This is a genomic window from Sphingobacterium paucimobilis HER1398, from assembly GCF_000416985.1.
Taxonomy (GTDB): domain Bacteria; phylum Bacteroidota; class Bacteroidia; order Sphingobacteriales; family Sphingobacteriaceae; genus Sphingobacterium; species Sphingobacterium paucimobilis.
Map to the genome: position 1 here is coordinate 176053 of NZ_ATDL01000003.1, position 16695 is coordinate 192747.

Annotated in this window: 10 protein-coding genes; 4 read left to right on the forward strand and 6 right to left on the reverse strand. The window is 39.7% G+C overall.

The genetic code is table 11. From position 1 onward, the window contains the following. Window positions 1-66: 66 nt before the first annotated feature. From M472_RS44320 to M472_RS25295, 6 genes are all read right to left on the reverse strand, one after another. Window positions 67-1209 carry a FecR family protein gene (locus M472_RS44320; protein WP_021068609.1) on the reverse strand — a complete coding sequence of 381 codons (1143 nt, stop codon included), beginning with the start codon at window positions 1207-1209 and terminating at the stop codon, window positions 67-69. A gap of 194 nt (window positions 1210-1403) precedes the next feature. Next, entirely contained in the window at window positions 1404-1937 is a 534-nt protein-coding gene (locus M472_RS25275; RefSeq protein ID WP_022829240.1) for an RNA polymerase sigma-70 factor, read from the reverse strand. A gap of 213 nt (window positions 1938-2150) precedes the next feature. Further along, window positions 2151-3659 carry a SusD/RagB family nutrient-binding outer membrane lipoprotein gene (locus M472_RS25280; protein ID WP_021068611.1) on the reverse strand — a complete coding sequence of 503 codons (1509 nt, stop codon included), beginning with the start codon at window positions 3657-3659 and terminating at the stop codon, window positions 2151-2153. A 17-nt stretch (window positions 3660-3676) separates the two neighbouring features. Next, on the reverse strand, window positions 3677-6817 hold the full coding sequence (locus tag M472_RS25285) for a SusC/RagA family TonB-linked outer membrane protein (protein WP_081643079.1): 3141 nt from the start codon (window positions 6815-6817) through the stop codon (window positions 3677-3679). Window positions 6818-7434: 617 nt separating this feature from the next. After that, complete coding sequence (locus tag M472_RS25290; protein ID WP_021068613.1) at window positions 7435-8940, reverse strand: RagB/SusD family nutrient uptake outer membrane protein; 1506 nt, start codon at window positions 8938-8940, stop codon at window positions 7435-7437. A gap of 11 nt (window positions 8941-8951) precedes the next feature. Beyond that, on the reverse strand, window positions 8952-12167 hold the full coding sequence (locus tag M472_RS25295; protein ID WP_021068614.1) for a SusC/RagA family TonB-linked outer membrane protein: 3216 nt from the start codon (window positions 12165-12167) through the stop codon (window positions 8952-8954). Between the two features lie 478 nt (window positions 12168-12645). Between M472_RS25295 and trmD the strand changes: the two genes are divergently transcribed. The 4 genes from trmD (at window position 12646) to trpC (ending at window position 16693) form a co-directional block, all read left to right on the forward strand. Beyond that, window positions 12646-13326 carry a tRNA (guanosine(37)-N1)-methyltransferase TrmD gene (gene trmD, locus M472_RS25305; protein ID WP_021068616.1) on the forward strand — a complete coding sequence of 227 codons (681 nt, stop codon included), beginning with the start codon at window positions 12646-12648 and terminating at the stop codon, window positions 13324-13326. A gap of 325 nt (window positions 13327-13651) precedes the next feature. Continuing rightward, complete coding sequence (locus tag M472_RS25310; protein WP_021068617.1) at window positions 13652-15055, forward strand: anthranilate synthase component I family protein; 1404 nt, start codon at window positions 13652-13654, stop codon at window positions 15053-15055. Window positions 15056-15265: 210 nt separating this feature from the next. Continuing rightward, the gene (locus tag M472_RS25320; protein WP_021068619.1) at window positions 15266-15838 is read left to right on the forward strand and encodes an anthranilate synthase component II; all 573 of its coding nucleotides are present in this window, start codon (window positions 15266-15268) and stop codon (window positions 15836-15838) included. A gap of 66 nt (window positions 15839-15904) precedes the next feature. Beyond that, window positions 15905-16693, forward strand: a complete 789-nt coding sequence (trpC, locus tag M472_RS25325; RefSeq protein WP_021068620.1) for an indole-3-glycerol phosphate synthase TrpC — start codon at window positions 15905-15907, stop codon at window positions 16691-16693. The last annotated feature ends 2 nt before the right edge of the window (window positions 16694-16695 follow it).

Here is a 16695-nt window from a genome sequence, read left to right on the forward strand (position 1 = left end):
GCTTAATGATTTTTAACAGGGGTGCTGCAACACCTCTGTTTTCATTTTTCCCGTGTAAACCTTATATCATACTTTATTGTTTTTTAGGATTAATAATTTGTTATTATCTATTTTAAAATCTAAATCACTTACAAATTCCAGCATCTTCAGTACTTCTGTCAAATTAGAGCTACGACTTATTTCACCGGTATAGGTCTGAGATAAAGAAACGCCCTTCGAAAAAGAGATTTCCAAATCATACCAATTTTGCAGTTGCTTTGCAATAGTCACAATATTATCTCCTTTGAAATAAAAAGAATTATTTTTCCATGCCAATGCTTTTTCCACATCAGCATTTTGTACATCAATACGATTATCCAACATTTCTGCTTTCATACCAGGCGATAAAACTTGTTCCATCCCATCTTTATACACTAAAACAGATCCTTCCTCAAGAGTTGTCACAGCCTTCTCATCATAAGCAGACATGTTAAAGCTAGTTCCCAATACCTCAACATTTCCTCCATCCGTTTCAACAAGAAAAGGTCGATTAGCCTCCTTGTTGACCTGAAAATAAGCCTCTCCTAGCAATTTAACCTGTCTCTTTTCTTTTGAAAATTGACTAGGGAAGGTCAATCTGCTATTGGCGTTCACCCAAACTTTGGTACCGTCCGAAAGGGTTAGATTCAGAAAGTTTGCAACAGGTACTATCAAAGTATTCCAAGTTGTTGATTTGCCTTCTGTCAATACCGTCTTGTCCTTCGTTGCAATACTTCCATCAGCAAGTAATGTTACATTATCATTGACTTTTATTTCTGTTCCATCTGCTAAGACAATTTTCGCCCCTTTGATTGCCGGAAGAATATCATTTTTATAACGTTCGTCTTTACTCTCGACAATACGGTTATTATCTTCTGCTCTATTAATTCTCAACACGAAAAAAGACACTATACCTATCACAGCCAAAACCGCAGCAATACGACTCCAGTATAAAACGAACTGTTTTCTTTTTTTCTTGTGTATCATCGACCAAGACCGATCGGAATCAAAGGAATCAAAAACTTGTGTATTCATTCCCTTTTTGACCTCATCCTCCAACTCTTGGATCAGACGAGCGTTTCGAAAATCCTGCTCAGACCATTTCTGCAGAGCATAGATTTCCTCCTCAGTCAATTCGTTATTGAATTTCCTACGTATCAGTTGGGCAATATGTAAAGGGTCAGTTATCATAATTTCCTCTATAAAAATTTAAATTGATGAGGAGAGCTACAAATTCGCTTTTATATCATGGCACAATTCTATGGCACTTAAAGTCGAATTCCTGTAGGTTTGTATATAAGAAACGGAAAGTGAATAAACGGGTGACAAATAATTAACTTTTTTTTAACAAAAAGGTTATTCTTGAAAAAACAGGAAAATACAGCCTAATTATTGGTAAGTATCAGCAACACGATAATGAAAAAGAATTCGGGATGAATCTTCTGCCGCAGCACACGGAGTGCCCGTTGTTTTTGTGTCTTGATCGTGTTGACCGAAATCGACAACTGATCTGCAATCTCTTGATTAGATAGACCGTCGAGATAGCTCAGCTTAAAGATATATTGACAGGAGTCAGGCAACCCGTTTACCACACGACTGATCTCCGCCATAAACTCGGCCCGAATAATCTTATGCTCATAATCGGTGTCATCCATCTCATCTCTAGATTGTCTGCTTAAGTACTTCTGAATGGTCTTGCCTTTACGATTACGATTATATACCGCATTACGAATAGTACTGTACAGAAAAGAACGTACAGCATGGGGTTCGGAAGAAATTTTATGTTTATTATCCAAATAAGCGACAAATGCATCCTGTACCAGATCCTCGGCCAACTCAGTATCGCTCACCATCTCCCAGGCGAAATAACATAGTACTTTGTAATGCTTGTTGAACTCTACTCGATCCTCGAAATTCATCCCTCGCCCTCCTCTAGGAATATAGTGTGACGGTACTTATTTGTACGCTAGTAAATATAAGATATAGTTTGAGAAATGGCAAACAAATACCTCAATATTGAAACTTAACATTAAAATGCTGACATAATTAATAGCGCAAAACAGCCTTCCAATAAAAAAGGGAGTGAAAACAAAATTTCACCCCCTTTTTTATTGAAAATCTTCTAGAAAAAGTTAATTAACATCCCACCAAATTTTATCTTTCTGAGGATCAATGTCACCTTCAGCAGCTACATTTGCCGCATTGTAATTAAATTCATTTTGAGGGTATTGTAACCTCAAAGGAATTTTTCTTCCATTAAGGGAAGAATTCAATGACAAAGGAACATCGCTAGGGTACCCTAGTCTCCTATAATCTACCCATGCCTCAAAATTATTAATGCCAGGCAACGCCAAATATTTCTGATTAATAATCAACTCCAACTTATTAGAGCTATTCGACCAAGAAGCAATATTCTTCTGTAAATATCCAGCAACCTCAGTTTGTGCATCAGGAACATTCAAGAAAACGAAAGACTCTTCGACAGCCCTTTCATACATTGCTTCCGCATTTCCTGACAACCAACCTCTTTGGACAGCTTCCGCTTGTAAAAACAAACTTTCCACTGAAGTGAACAACCAAGCAGGTGCATCAGGAGACGGAACTAAACCTAGGCCCATCACAATAGATTCTCCTGACGAAGATTCTCCCGATACATTATTTTGACCAAAATTCTTACCTCTCCATAATTCCCCACCAACAGGTGTGATAGCTTTTAAAAAAATCTGTTGATATCTTAGATCATCATTTTGTTTATATTTATCTAAAACAAAATTATTCGCTCGATTAAACCCATCTACTAAAGTATTATTCTCATCCCTAACGTATGCAATATACATAGGGTTCAACTTGTATTTATCGTTAGAATATCCAGGGTTTACCCACGCCGTTTCGCCTTCATCTAAGAAACCACTTCCATCTGCAACAATTTTTGCTATCTCAGCTGAGGGATTTGCAACCTTTTCAGATTGATGCACCAACAACCTGAGGGTCTGCGTATTGACAAACTTTCTCCATTTTTTCAAATCGCCCTTAAATATCAAATCAGCTGCGACGGCTTGATCCGATATGGAAAGATTAGGATTGGAAAAAATCATACGGGCTTCATCAAGCTGTATTAATAAATCTTTATAAATATCCTCTCCTTTATCATATTTTGGCGTTATTTTATTGGCCAAATCAAAAGCTTCAGAATACGGCACGTTATTATACATATCAACCAAATACATGAAACCTACCGTCTTTAATGCTTTAGCCACCCCAACATAAAACTGTTCGCCACTAGCTAAGCCTTTTTGCTCCATTACATGATTATCCATAAGAATATCGTACCACCCAGCATCAGGCGTAACTCCTGACCACTGGGTCGCTTCAAAAGCAGCATCGATATTATAATTCTCTAAAGGAACAGATATCCCAAACGAACTACCCCTAGCCCAGTATCCCATCCAATGCGCGGAAAATCTATAAGATGATGTACTTCTTTTAACCACATTTGTAATAACGGATGTCATTAACAAATCTGGAGTGATCGCCTCTTCTGTTGGAAGATTCGGATTTTTGTTGATATCAAAAAAACTATCTTTACAAGCTGAAAAAGTTAATGTAGAAGCACATATAATTGCTATTATTTTATTTTTCATTTTCGTAATATTAAATACTAAAACTTAGCGTTAATTGTAAATCCATAATTTCTAGTCGGAGGATTTTGTGTAGACGTAATCATACCCATTGAGTTACTTCCATCATCGTAAAAACTATTAAAGTCGGGATCCATAAATTTGTTTTCTTTAGGCAGCCACAATGCGATATTTCTACCCACCAATGCTATAGACAAAGACTTCACAACTCTCTGTCTAGATGCTAGCCATTGCTCAGGCACACTGTATGTCAGCGCTAGTTCTCGGAACCTCCAACTACTTGCATCCACTAGAAAATTAGAGGCAGCCTGCCTATATTCTGCAATATAGTGCTGCAGTACGTGCTCATTCGCTCCGATTTTAGCAGTCGTATTCTCAATATATTGACCAGGATTGTTTGGATCCTTTATAACAGAATTAGGAAGTATAAAGGGCTCTCTATTATTATATGCAGTAGCTTCTGAAACACCTGTCCAAGCCATAGAAGTTCCCATTTCGTTAAAAGAAGCTTGATGCCCAGTTTTATGTTCAAATAATGCGGACAGGTTGAAAGATTTAAAATTGACTGAAGGGTTCAATGAAATAATCCATTTTGGCATTGTACGACCATAGACTTTTAACGCATTAGATGCGCTAGGACGTCCAGTTGTTTCACTCACAATAATTCTTCCTTGGTCGTCCCTAACGTAATCTGTGGCTTTAAACACAAAGGCAGGTTGTCCTTTAATGGCATAATTACCAACCCTTGCATAACTTGTACCAATGACAATCTCATTCAAATCTTGGTCATCAAAAATAGAAGTTACCTCACTATCATTATAAGTAGCATTGGCTCTAAATCTAATATCACCTCCATCAAACTTCACTAATAGCGTTAAATTTAAATCCAATTCAAAACCTTTATTAATAAATGAAGCTGCATTCCTGTACATAGAGCGATAGCCTGTAGCATCGGAAACTCTGACGTTAACGATTTGATCTGTATTCTTTTGATAGAAATAAGTTCCTTCTAGACGAATTCTATTATTCCAAAATCCAGTTTCCAAACCGACTTCTGTACTGTTAATAAATTCAGGCTTTAGGTTGGGATCATAAGCAGTGTTTCCAGCTGTAAAACCAGGTACGGAGCCATAAGGATATCCTGTGTCACCTGGTTGAGAAAATGTTGCTTGAAGAAGATAAGGAGTAATATCAGCATTACCAGTTTTATTCCAAGCCCCTCTAATCTTTAGAAAAGACAAATAATCAGACCTCAAAGCATCAATTGCTTCAGTTAAGATTAATGAGCCTGACACTCCAGGATAAAAATAAGTATTATGCTCCGAAGCCAATAAAGATGTTTTATCCATTCGCCCAGTAACCTCAACATTTGCCCAGCCTCTATAATTCAACCCTGCACTACCAAAATAAGAAAATAGGCGAGCTTTATATCCATTAGATGATCCCGTCAAGTTGCCTAAACGATTACCTAGGTTAAAAATATCCGGAACAAGCAAAGAACCTGCTTGAACACGAGTCGTACGATACTCATTCTGTCTCACATAAGTACCCAAAATAGCAGACAATTTGAAATCATCATCCAACTGCTTATTAACCTCTCCAAACAACTCTGAAGAGAGCGTGGTATAGTTATAGTTATACTCTTCAATTGACGCAGGAATTGACTCCTTTTCTCTGTCTATCCCAAACTGTGAGACCTTAACTCCTAGCGAACTATTGCGCTCCGCCGTATTTCGGGAAATTAATCCTGCACGATACGTAAAACTCAGCCAATCTGTTGCTTTAAGAGACAAATCTAAATTGGTTATTAAATCTTGTTTTTTACCTTCTTTTCTCCAATTTCCAGCTTGAAAATATGGATTTAACCCATAGTTTGTAAACCAATTTTCATGCTGAGACCATTTCTCATTCTGAAAATCTTTATATTTTGTAACTCTAATATGAGCAGGTGTATTTATTATCTGATTAAAAATCCCATCATTCCCCCCAACACCTAAAACAGCAAACATTTCTTCAGCCCCAGTACCATCAAAAACATTATAATTTTGTTGAACATAATTTGAATTAAATCCAACCTTAAATATACCAAATTCTTTACCCGTATTTAATCGGATACCTGTTCTTCTATTTTTATCATTTGGAACGATTCCCTTTACGACAGCATCTTGAAGACTAAGGAAAAAATCATTCGTCGACAAAGACAGATCGGTCTGATGAGTAATTCCCGTGTCATAAAACTTCTTACGTTCATCAGTTGCGCTATATACCTCTGTTTGTTGCGAACCGTCTGGCAATTTAGGACCAATATTAACAATAGAACCATCAAATGCTGGTCCCCAGGACATATTTTCGATCGGATCATAATCTCCATCATATCCTGTACCAAACTGCTTCTGCATCGCAGGAAAATAAGAGACATTTTGAAATTGCGTGGAGTGTCCCAAAGTGATTACAGGAGCTGAACTGCCTTTTTTAGTTGTAACAACAATGACACCATTTCGAGCATCTGGTCCATAAATTGCCGCAGATGATGAACCTTTCAAAACAGAAACATTCGAAATGTCATTTGGATTAATAGATGACATATAATTCAAGTCCATCGGAATTCCGTCCACTACTAACAATGGATTGTTCTTACCTGTAAGAGATCTAATACCACGCAAGTTCATTTTAACGTTTTCAAAAACTCCGCTATTAACTCCAGTTACGTTCAACCCGGATACTTTCCCTGTCAGACCACTAGCAATATTAACTGCATTAACCTTGGTCAAATCTTCACTGCCAACCGTTGTCGCAGCGTATCCAAGATCTTTCTTACTTCTCTCTATCCCCAATGCAGTCACTACGACTTCCTCCAAAGCATTATCATCAGAAGCCAACTGTATATTGATAGTACTCTGATTCCCTACCGTAACGCGTTGAGCACTATATCCAATAAAAGAGAAGTTAAGTGCTGCGCCTTGATTTACGGAAATAGAATAATTTCCACTTCCATCGGTCTGTGTAGCAGTAGAAGTACCTACCACAGACACGGAAACTCCTGATAATGGAGTGCCATCCGTTGCAGAGGTAACTTTACCACTCACTTGCCGATTTTGTGCCATCGACACGCCTATTAAGCAAGTCAGCACAAAAAATAAACTGAGTAATTTTTGTTTCATGTGTTTATGTGTTTAGTTAAAAATTGTGTACTTGATATATTTGAATTCATCCAAAATCCGATGCGTAATATCTCCTCTCCACATCTAAAATAAGATGGAGATAAAACGTTTTATCTAATCAGTTAAAACGGGTAACAGACCATAGCGTACAATGATCTTAGAATTTTTAGAAAAAGCAGTTATATAATCCTTGTCTGACTTAAAGAGCCAGATCAAACTCCACTAGAAAAATCTAAATGCGGAGATCGAGGGATAAATTGAATAATCTTTGTTCCATGTGTTGTGTGTTTAGTTTTTAAAATTGTTTGTGTGTTAGTAGCTGCAACATCGTAACAACGATATTACTATGCAAACATATAAAAAAAAATAAAGTTTCACACTTTTTAACATATTTTTTATTGAAAACAACAAAAGAAACCGTAAAAAAGACAGAATACAGACTTCAATTGTAACAACAGGCCAACTATTTTGCCAAACAACTAAAATAATAGGAGTACAATATCACTAGTATAACTACATAAAAACGGGGTGACATTTTTCAATATCCCCCCGTTCCATCCACTAAAGATTTACGAAATCTAAATATTCCTTCTACCTGTCATGGTAATTGAGAAACATTAATCCTTCAACGGATTTTGATCTGCCACTGACAATTGCTTATTAGCATTAATCTCATCTTGAGGTATGGCAAACAACCACCGGTTACTATTAGCCGGCAACGATGTTACGCCTGGAGCAAAATTATTTCCATTTCCTCCATTTAACTGCGCCCCTCCATGGTTACCAGCTCCCGTAGGACGATTAAGTCCTTTTCCAAGACGTTTGATATCCAAGAGGCTAAATCCTTCTCCCCACAACTCAATTTTACGCTGTAACAGAATCTCATTTAACAAGGCTTCCCCTGCGAGACCTGCAGTACTGTATCCGCTATACCTTGTTGTTACTAGATCAGCAAGTGTCTGTGCAGCTGCTGCATCCTGCGTAAGACGAGCCTGCGCTTCCGCTTTGATAAGATATAGCTCTGACAATCTCATAAACAAATAATCAGAAGCCCAATTTCCCAATTGACGCAACTGGAATTTCTTTTGTGCATAAATAGGCATATCCGCACTAATTACACCCTGAAACAAATCTTTACGTACATCACCAGATGGGATCTTATCATAAAGATCCTTGGTGATCTTTTTCTGACCACCCAGTGCTGCATAACCGCCTACGGCAGCTCTATTATCCATATGCGAATAAAATGAAGCAAAAGCCGTAGACTGCTCTACATTGACCTCTCCACCCCAGATCCACTCAGCCGCACTCAGCGTATTAAATGCTGCCGACGTGTATTGAGCAGCAGTAAACAATTGTTTACCACTCGACTTGATCGCTTTATCGGCCATTTCCAAGGCCTTCGGATAATCGCCCTGTTGAAGAGCCACACGTGCAAATATTCCCTCTGCTGTAGCTTTGTTTACATGCGAAAGATGAGCACGGGATTTCCCTTCTAGCAATTTAGTAGACTCCGTCAAATCCAAGTAGATTTGATCGTACACATCCTTCACCGTACCCCTTCCCTTACCGTCGGTTGTGGGAGCCGTATAAAGCGGCACCCCTGGATTCTCTGGCCCATACTTCGAGAAGAAATTGACGAGATAATAATACGAGTGTGCACGCAAAGCTAATGCCTGCCCCATAATCAAGTCTTTTTCTTCCTGCGGTCCTGTTGCTGCTGGCAATAAGGATATGATCCGGTTCGCATTATTAATGATCCGGTAATAATAATACCAGGTACGGTCTGCTCTTTGATTAGTACTAGCACTACTTAAACCAGAGTAATTATATTCACTCGTATAATATCTATAGCCTTGGGCATGCAGAATAACATCTTCCCCCATCATATCAGAGGTCAGGTCATAGGCCTTTTGTCCAAAATTCCCGTGGTTGGTCAACGAACTGTACATGGTACGTATGGTACCATTCAAGGCGACCATCGCTCCTTCAGTAGTCTTAAACACAATATCTGCACTCACTAAATCTGTCGGGTTCGTTTCTAAATATTCTTTCTTACAACTGGTAGCCATAATGGTGCAAGCCAAAGCTATCGCAGTCATTCCTTTATATAATCTTTTCATGTTGTTCTATCTTATAAACCTATTGTTACACCAAAAGTGAAGTTCCGCATGGTAGGATATGTATAATCTGCAGTTCCAGTGAAGGAGCGCTGCGGATCCATACCTTTTCTTTTTGTGAAAATCGCCGCATTATCTACGTTTGCAAAGACGCGAAGTCCAGACAATCCCATCCTAGAAATCAGCAGTTTATCAAAATTGTATCCCAACGTAATGTTTTTAACATTTAAGTAGGACGCATCAAACAGGAATCTGGACGACGTAGAGTTTCCAGCATTTGCCGCTCCGATACCATTCTGAAGACGAGGTACATCGGTCACTTGCCCCGGCTCTGTCCATGCATTCAAAATATCAGAATGCCAATGTGTTCCGTAATTACCCATATGCATTAATGAAGCATAGTTCCCATCATAAAACTTGCCTCCGATCTGGTAAGTCAAAAGAACTGACAGATCAAACTGTTTGTAACGGAAAGAGTTAGTAATACCACCGACAAAATCAGGAATGGCAGAGCCATGATAGTAATATGTAGCAGAGTTTACGTTATTAGTCGTCGTACGACCAATCACATTGTCGTTTGCATCCAGCTCGTCCATGTACCACAAGGCATCTCCATTAGCAGGATCCACTCCTGCATAATCTCTTAACCAGAATTGATAAACATCCTGTCCTTCCATCAGCCTCTTTGTCCCACTTATAATACCTGCTTCTCTATTTTCTTCTGGCAACTTCGTGATCTTGTTTTTGTAATGGCTGAGGTTAAGATCAATTCTCCAGTCAAAATCAGTATGTCGGATAGCATTGTAACCGATCTGAAGATCAATACCACGATTATACATACTACCTACATTACGCCAGATCGATGTAATACCAGTAGACATTGGTAGTGGAACACGGAATAATAAATTAGAAGATTCTCTATTATACCATTCAATAGTACCGTCGATCTTTCTATCAAAAAGTGTAAAATCCAACCCGACATTTACGGCTCTGTTTTTCTCCCAACCTAACCCCTCATTGGGTAGTGATGTGATGATTGCTCCTGGCATGCTTACATTGTTCCATCCGTAACCGTAAAGACTTTGCCAGCCATAGAAATTATCAATATTCGTGTTAGTAGGATCTTCCTGATCAGTCTCAGAGGATGCGCGAGCTTGTACGACCCCCTCATTACCTTGCTCCCCATAACTTGCTCTCAATTTCAACTCGTTAATCCAGCTCACATCCTTCAGGAAATCTTCCTGGCTGATTCTCCATCCGGCACCCACAGAGTAGAAGTTACCCCATTGGTTATTTCCTTTTCCATCCTTACCAGGGTAAAAACGAGAAGTACCATCGCGACGTAGACTAGCAGACACTAGGTATTTATCGAGATAGGTATAGTTGACACGGCTGAAATAACCTTCGATTCTATGGTAGTTTTCGTAAGAAGTCGCGTCCTCAAGGGTAGCACCTGGTGCCAGTTCCGAATTTCCTGGAAAAGGGAAGCCCGAACGTGTTGCTGACAGAAAATTGCGCTCTAAGCGGTAATTCTCATGCCCTACCATTACATTCAAATTGTGATCTCCAAATGTCTTGTCATACGTCAATACCTGATTGAAGGTAAATGAAAGCTGTCTATTTTGGATTTTAGTAGATCTACCTCTCACATTCGCAGCATCACCATATTCTGGATTTTGGAAAGTAGTGGTATACCTGTTGTAATAGTTTCCTCCCACAGTCGTCCTAAATGTAAAATCTTTTAAGAAACGTGCCTCTAAATAAGTGTTAAAGTTCACATTACCTATTTTACCAGTTCGCTCATCTAGAGCCAATGAACCTAAAAGATTGGAGTTACCTGCGTAGGGTCTTGCTCCCATTTGAGAGTTCAATCCCCAGTCCAACGATTTCTCTCCGGTCAATGGATCGATCACAAAGCCCCCTTGATCATCACGTTGCCAAACCGGATAAATCGGCCCCATCATACGTGTATAGTAAAAAGGGTTTATAGTGGTTGTACCACCTATTGACTGTACATTATCCTGATAAGCCAAGGCACCGTCCAAGTTAAGACCTGCAGACAACCATTCCTTTACCTTACTATCCACATTGACACGCCCGTTAAAACGTTCGTATCCTGAATATTTAACAAAGCCTGGTTCATTCAGATAACCTAGAGACACGAAATGGGTAGACTTATCGGATCCTCCAGAGTAGTTCAAATTATAATCTTGTCTGAACGGAGTACGAAAAAGTGCATCTTGCCAATCGTCTGCATATAAAATCTTCGCATTCGGATTGAATTTGCCATTTGCCAAAACAACCTCATTGTCCGCCTGATCCGTTACATTATAGACCAATCCATCCATCAAAGAATTAGAAGCATTCTGATTAACAGCATCAGTGATCTTAGACGGATCACCAAGAATCAGTCCATTACGGGTAGCCTGCCACATACCCTCATAATACTGAGGGATACTCACACGGTCATATTCAGGTATAGCTCGGTTCAGGAATCCCAAACGCGCTGTAAAATTCATACGTGGTGTATTCGCCCGGCCTTTTTTTGTAGTGATCATCACAACACCGTTGGCAGCACGCGAACCATACAATGCTGTCGCTGCGGCATCTTTTAATACCGTCGTACTTTCGATATCATCTGTAGAAATAGAAACGTTGGAACCTGAATACGGTACGCCATCGATAACATATAACGGAGACGAACTTGCATTTACCGAGCCGATACCACGGATACGGATATCCGAGCTTGTACCCGGCGCCCCTCCACCGTTACTGGCTTGAATACCGGCTACAGTTCCTTCCAAAGCCTTTGTAAAAGATGCTACTTGCTGCTTTTCGAAAGTTTTAGATGAAATAGTCGATTCCGATCCAGTAAAAGCAGTCTTCTTAATTGTTCCATAAGGAACCTGAACAACCACTTCTTCTAGCTCCTCTTGATCAGTGGCCAACTCGACATTGATCACAGACTGGTTACCGACAGCTACACGCTTTGAGACATGACCTACATAGGTAAAATTTAACGTTCCATTTGAGGAAACTTCCAATACAAAGCGTCCATTGCCGTCTGTCTGTGTACGGGCAGTTCCGCCCACCACGGATACAGATACACCAGCCAAAGCGGTCCCATCCGAAGCAGACGTCACCTTTCCACTCACTTGGCGATTCTGTGCATACGCACCTCCTAAAAGAAGTACAAATACACAAATAAAACTGAGTAATTTTTGTTTCATGTGTTTATGTGTTTAGTTAAAAATAATTACACTATTAGCTCTCTTGCTAGTGATCAATGCAACCAAATTGTAAACACAAACACAGACGGTTTATGCAGATTACAAAAAGCGAAAAGAGTCGCTTTTCATAAGATGAAGAAGTATAAAAAAGTTAGTATACGCCAATTCGTTAGAACTGAGGCAACAAATATAATGTCACAAAGTTGTTATTGCAAGCTTTTAAACACAAAATATATTTTATTACAAATGAAGCAAGCAAAACACACACTATTTAACAAACCATCAAAACTCCACTTATATTTAACAATTCTTTAAGAAAACAACGCATTTTGCCATATAACCCTGAAAAACAACACACTTAAGCAATCATATTATTAAAAACACACTTCCAACACTAAAGACCAAATAATCTAGATATGAATTTCATTACTTCATACCGGACGTTCAATTCTCAATACTAAATTATTACCTTTGTAACATGAGATTTGATATCATTACAGTGCTTCCTTCGCTATTGGACAGTCCTTTTGCACACTCTATATTACAACGTGCCCAGAACAAAGGTCTCAGTGAGATTCATGTGCATAATCTGAGGGATTACGCCACTAACAAACAGAAATCGGTAGACGATTACCCCTATGGTGGTGGTTCGGGCATGGTCATGCAGATCGAACCCTTTGCTGCATGTATTGAAAAGTTAAAAAGCGAGCGCGACTATGATGACGTCATCTATATGACTCCGGATGGAGTCACTCTCAACCAAGCTATAGCCAATGACCTGTCGACAAAAGGCAGTATCATTATGCTGTGCGGACACTATAAGGGAATCGATCAACGCATACGGGACATATTTGTAACACGTGAAATCTCTATCGGGGACTATGTGCTTTCTGGAGGCGAGCTACCCGCGGCTATCCTGGTCGATGCTATTGTACGATTGATACCAGGAGTGCTGTCCGATGAGACCTCTGCCCTTTCCGACTCTTTCCAAGATGGCCTGCTTGATGCACCGATATATACAAGACCTGCCGAATGGCGTGGACATAAAGTCCCTGAGATTTTACTCAGTGGCCACGAAGCAAAAATAAATGCGTGGCGAGACGAACAGCAACTGCAACGTACTCAGGACAGAAGACCAGATTTGTTACAAGACGAATAATACCCAATAAAGACATCGACATCTGTTGATAATTAGGTAAGCTTTCGTAACTTTTTTTATTTTTTTAACAAAAAGAATTTGATTATTTAAAAATTATTCTAAATTTGTGATTCAATGATAACACAAAGCACATATCAATTTTGGTGGTGGCCTGGAGCAAATAGCGTCGGGAGGCACCTCTATTGGTTTTCAGAATAAGGATTTTTTAATCAACCAAAACCATAAATCAAAAAGCCCGACGTATTTCGTCGGGCTTTTTTTGTGCAATTAACATTAAAAGCCATCAACAGGAATTTTAACAAAAAACAAAAACATAGCCATCAATATGACATACACTTTTAAAACGAACCATAAGAAAATACTGGCGGATACGACCACTCCCGTCAGTATCTATCTTCGTCTGCGGGACACCTTTCCAAACAGCCTCCTGCTAGAAAGCTCCGAATACCATAGTCGGGACAATAATATCAGCTATATATGCTGCCAACCGCTGGCGGGTTTGATATTGAATGAAAAGAGCTTAACCATCAGCTATCCAAATCAAGAGAAAATATCCAAAGAAGCATCAGGAATAGACCTGAAAAATGAAATTTCTTCCTTTCGTCAATCTTTTACGGAGAATATTATTGCTGACACCAATGTAATTTCCAATGGACTTTTTGGTTATTTTTCCTTCGATACTGTAGCTCACTTCGAGGACATCACTCTTACAGCTCCCTTGGACGAGTCTAGAAAGATTCCTTTTCTACAGTACCATATCTACAAATATGTCATCGCCATTGACCATTTCCGCAATCAGCTGCATATTTTCGAGCACCTCTTGGACGACGAGGAAAGTGAATTAGAACGCATTGAATACCTGATTCAAAATAAGAATTTCCCGGAGTATTCTTTCCAAACCAAGGAACAGGAGACCTCCAATATGACGGATGAGCAATTCAAGCAACTCGTGGAGAAGATGAAATCACATATCCGCAGAGGAGATCTATTTCAGATCGTACCTTCTCGTGCATTTTCTACTACTTTTTCAGGTGATGAGTTTAATGTCTACCGTGCATTACGCTCAGTCAATCCTTCGCCCTACTTGTTTTATTTCGACTATGGCGATTTCAAGCTCTTTGGTTCTTCCCCTGAAGCACAGCTGACCATCAAAAAGGGCGAGGCTACCATATACCCTATTGCAGGAACCTTTAAACGTACTGGTGATATCGAGCAAGACGAAAAAATTGCGGAGGACCTAAAAAATGACCCCAAGGAGTCTGCTGAACACGTCATGCTAGTCGATCTAGCCCGTAATGACCTAAGTCGTCACTGTACTCATGTACAAGTCAAATCCTATAAGGAAGCACAATATTACTCACATATCATCCATCTGGTATCCAAAGTGGCGGGCAAACTAAAACCGACAACCAATCCTTTTGATATTGTAGGAGACACCTACCCTGCCGGCACCTTATCGGGGGCTCCAAAACATATGGCACTCACACTGATAGACCGTTACGAAGGACTACAGCGCTCTTTTTACTCTGGTGCAATCGGCTTCATGGGATTCAATGGAGATTTCAACCACGCCATCATGATACGCTCTTTCCTCAGTAAAAAGAATGTTCTACACTACCAGGCAGGGGCAGGCATCGTACTGGATTCCGATCCGGAAAAAGAACTACAAGAAGTTAACAATAAAATAGCTGCACTGCGCAGAGCACTTGAAATAGCACAGACCATATGATACGCCCACTTGAATATTGCGAAAACACCGCACAAATAACCGCAAGTATTGAAACTATTGATTCCAGAATATTGGAATTGCTCCACCTGAGAAAGCAGTATCTTGCCCAAAAACAAAAAATACAAAGGAGCTGTGAAACAGATTTGATAAATTTGACCACAGTTAACGAAGAGATCCAACAGTTAATACAAACCAATCATTCATTACAAAATGAACAAAAATAGAATTCTCGTTATCGACAACTACGATTCTTTTACGTACAACCTCGTACATCTATTACAAGAGTTGGGAGAGAGCTATGAGGTTATACGAAACGACAAATTTGAGCTTGATTATGTTCAACAGTTTGACTGTATCTTACTATCTCCAGGTCCAGGCATCCCAGAGGAAGCGGGATTACTTCTCGATGTGATCCGTACCTATGCGGCCAGCAAACGCATCTTAGGCATATGTCTTGGACAGCAGGCGATTGCAGAAGTATTCGGTGGCACACTGTATAATATGCCCAAACCGCTACACGGGGTCGCTTCGTCCATCATTATTACAGATAAAGACGAAAAATTATTTCAGGACTTCCCTGAAGATTCTAAAATAGGCCGTTACCATTCGTGGGCTGTTAATACGGAAGACCTACCGGACTCGCTCCAGATAACGGCAGTAGACGAAAATGGGGTGATCATGGCCCTAAGGCACAAACAATATGATGTCCGTGGAATGCAATTTCACCCAGAATCTATATTGACCGAGAATGGAAAAAAATTAATCGAGAATTGGCTTAAATAAAAGGCTATCAAGTTAACCAGATAGCTCCATCACCAGACAACTACATAACTCGATAACTATACAAAAATGACTATACTAGATAAAATCGTAGCAAGAAAAAAAACAGAAGTAGCTGAGGCCAAAGCCAGGGTCACTATACAACAATTGGAAGAGTATCCGTTGTTTTCCAGAATTTGCTACTCTTTAAAAGAATCCATCGAACACCCACAGCGCACAGGTATCATTGCTGAATACAAAAGAGCTTCCCCATCTAAGGGCATCATCAATGGCAAGTCGACCGTACAAGAAGTGGTACAAGGGTATCAGTCCGCTGGTGCGTCAGCAATATCCGTACTCACTGACCAGGATTTTTTCCAAGGCAGTCTAGCCGACCTCACCGCAGCTCGCGAAGTACTTCAGCTGCCCTTACTCCGTAAAGAGTTTATAATAGACAAGTACCAAATCGCAGAGGCAAAAGCTTTTGGTGCTGATATCATACTACTGATTGCTGCCTGTCTCACGCCGGCCGAAGTGGAGTCCTTATCCATTTATGCCAAGAGCATTGGACTGAACGTATTGTTGGAGGTCCACAATGAGGAAGAACTTCAACGCAGTATTTTTAACAGCATCGATGCTATAGGTGTCAACAATAGAAATTTGAAAGACTTTTCGGTATCGCTGGATCACTCTTACGATTTGGTCAACAAAATACCGAATCGCTTTATCAAAGTTTCCGAGAGTGGAATTTCCGATCCACATACCATACGGGATCTCAAAAAAAGAGGTTTTCAATCCTTCTTAATAGGCGAGAACTTCATGAAGACAGTCGATCCAGGAGAAGCGATGAAAAATTTTGTCGGTGAATTAAAAAATTAACG

Coding starts and splice junctions, on each gene's coding strand:
- M472_RS25320 (WP_021068619.1), top strand. CDS start 15,266: ATGAACAAAAATAGAATTCTCGTTATCGACAACTACGATTCTTTTACG.
- trpC (WP_021068620.1), top strand. CDS start 15,905: ATGACTATACTAGATAAAATCGTAGCAAGAAAAAAAACAGAAGTAGCT.
- M472_RS25310 (WP_021068617.1), top strand. CDS start 13,652: ATGACATACACTTTTAAAACGAACCATAAGAAAATACTGGCGGATACG.
- M472_RS25285 (WP_081643079.1), bottom strand. CDS start 6,817: ATGAAACAAAAATTACTCAGTTTATTTTTTGTGCTGACTTGCTTAATA.
- M472_RS25280 (WP_021068611.1), bottom strand. CDS start 3,659: ATGAAAAATAAAATAATAGCAATTATATGTGCTTCTACATTAACTTTT.
- M472_RS25290 (WP_021068613.1), bottom strand. CDS start 8,940: ATGAAAAGATTATATAAAGGAATGACTGCGATAGCTTTGGCTTGCACC.
- M472_RS44320 (WP_021068609.1), bottom strand. CDS start 1,209: ATGATAACTGACCCTTTACATATTGCCCAACTGATACGTAGGAAATTC.
- trmD (WP_021068616.1), top strand. CDS start 12,646: ATGAGATTTGATATCATTACAGTGCTTCCTTCGCTATTGGACAGTCCT.
- M472_RS25295 (WP_021068614.1), bottom strand. CDS start 12,167: ATGAAACAAAAATTACTCAGTTTTATTTGTGTATTTGTACTTCTTTTA.
- M472_RS25275 (WP_022829240.1), bottom strand. CDS start 1,937: ATGAATTTCGAGGATCGAGTAGAGTTCAACAAGCATTACAAAGTACTA.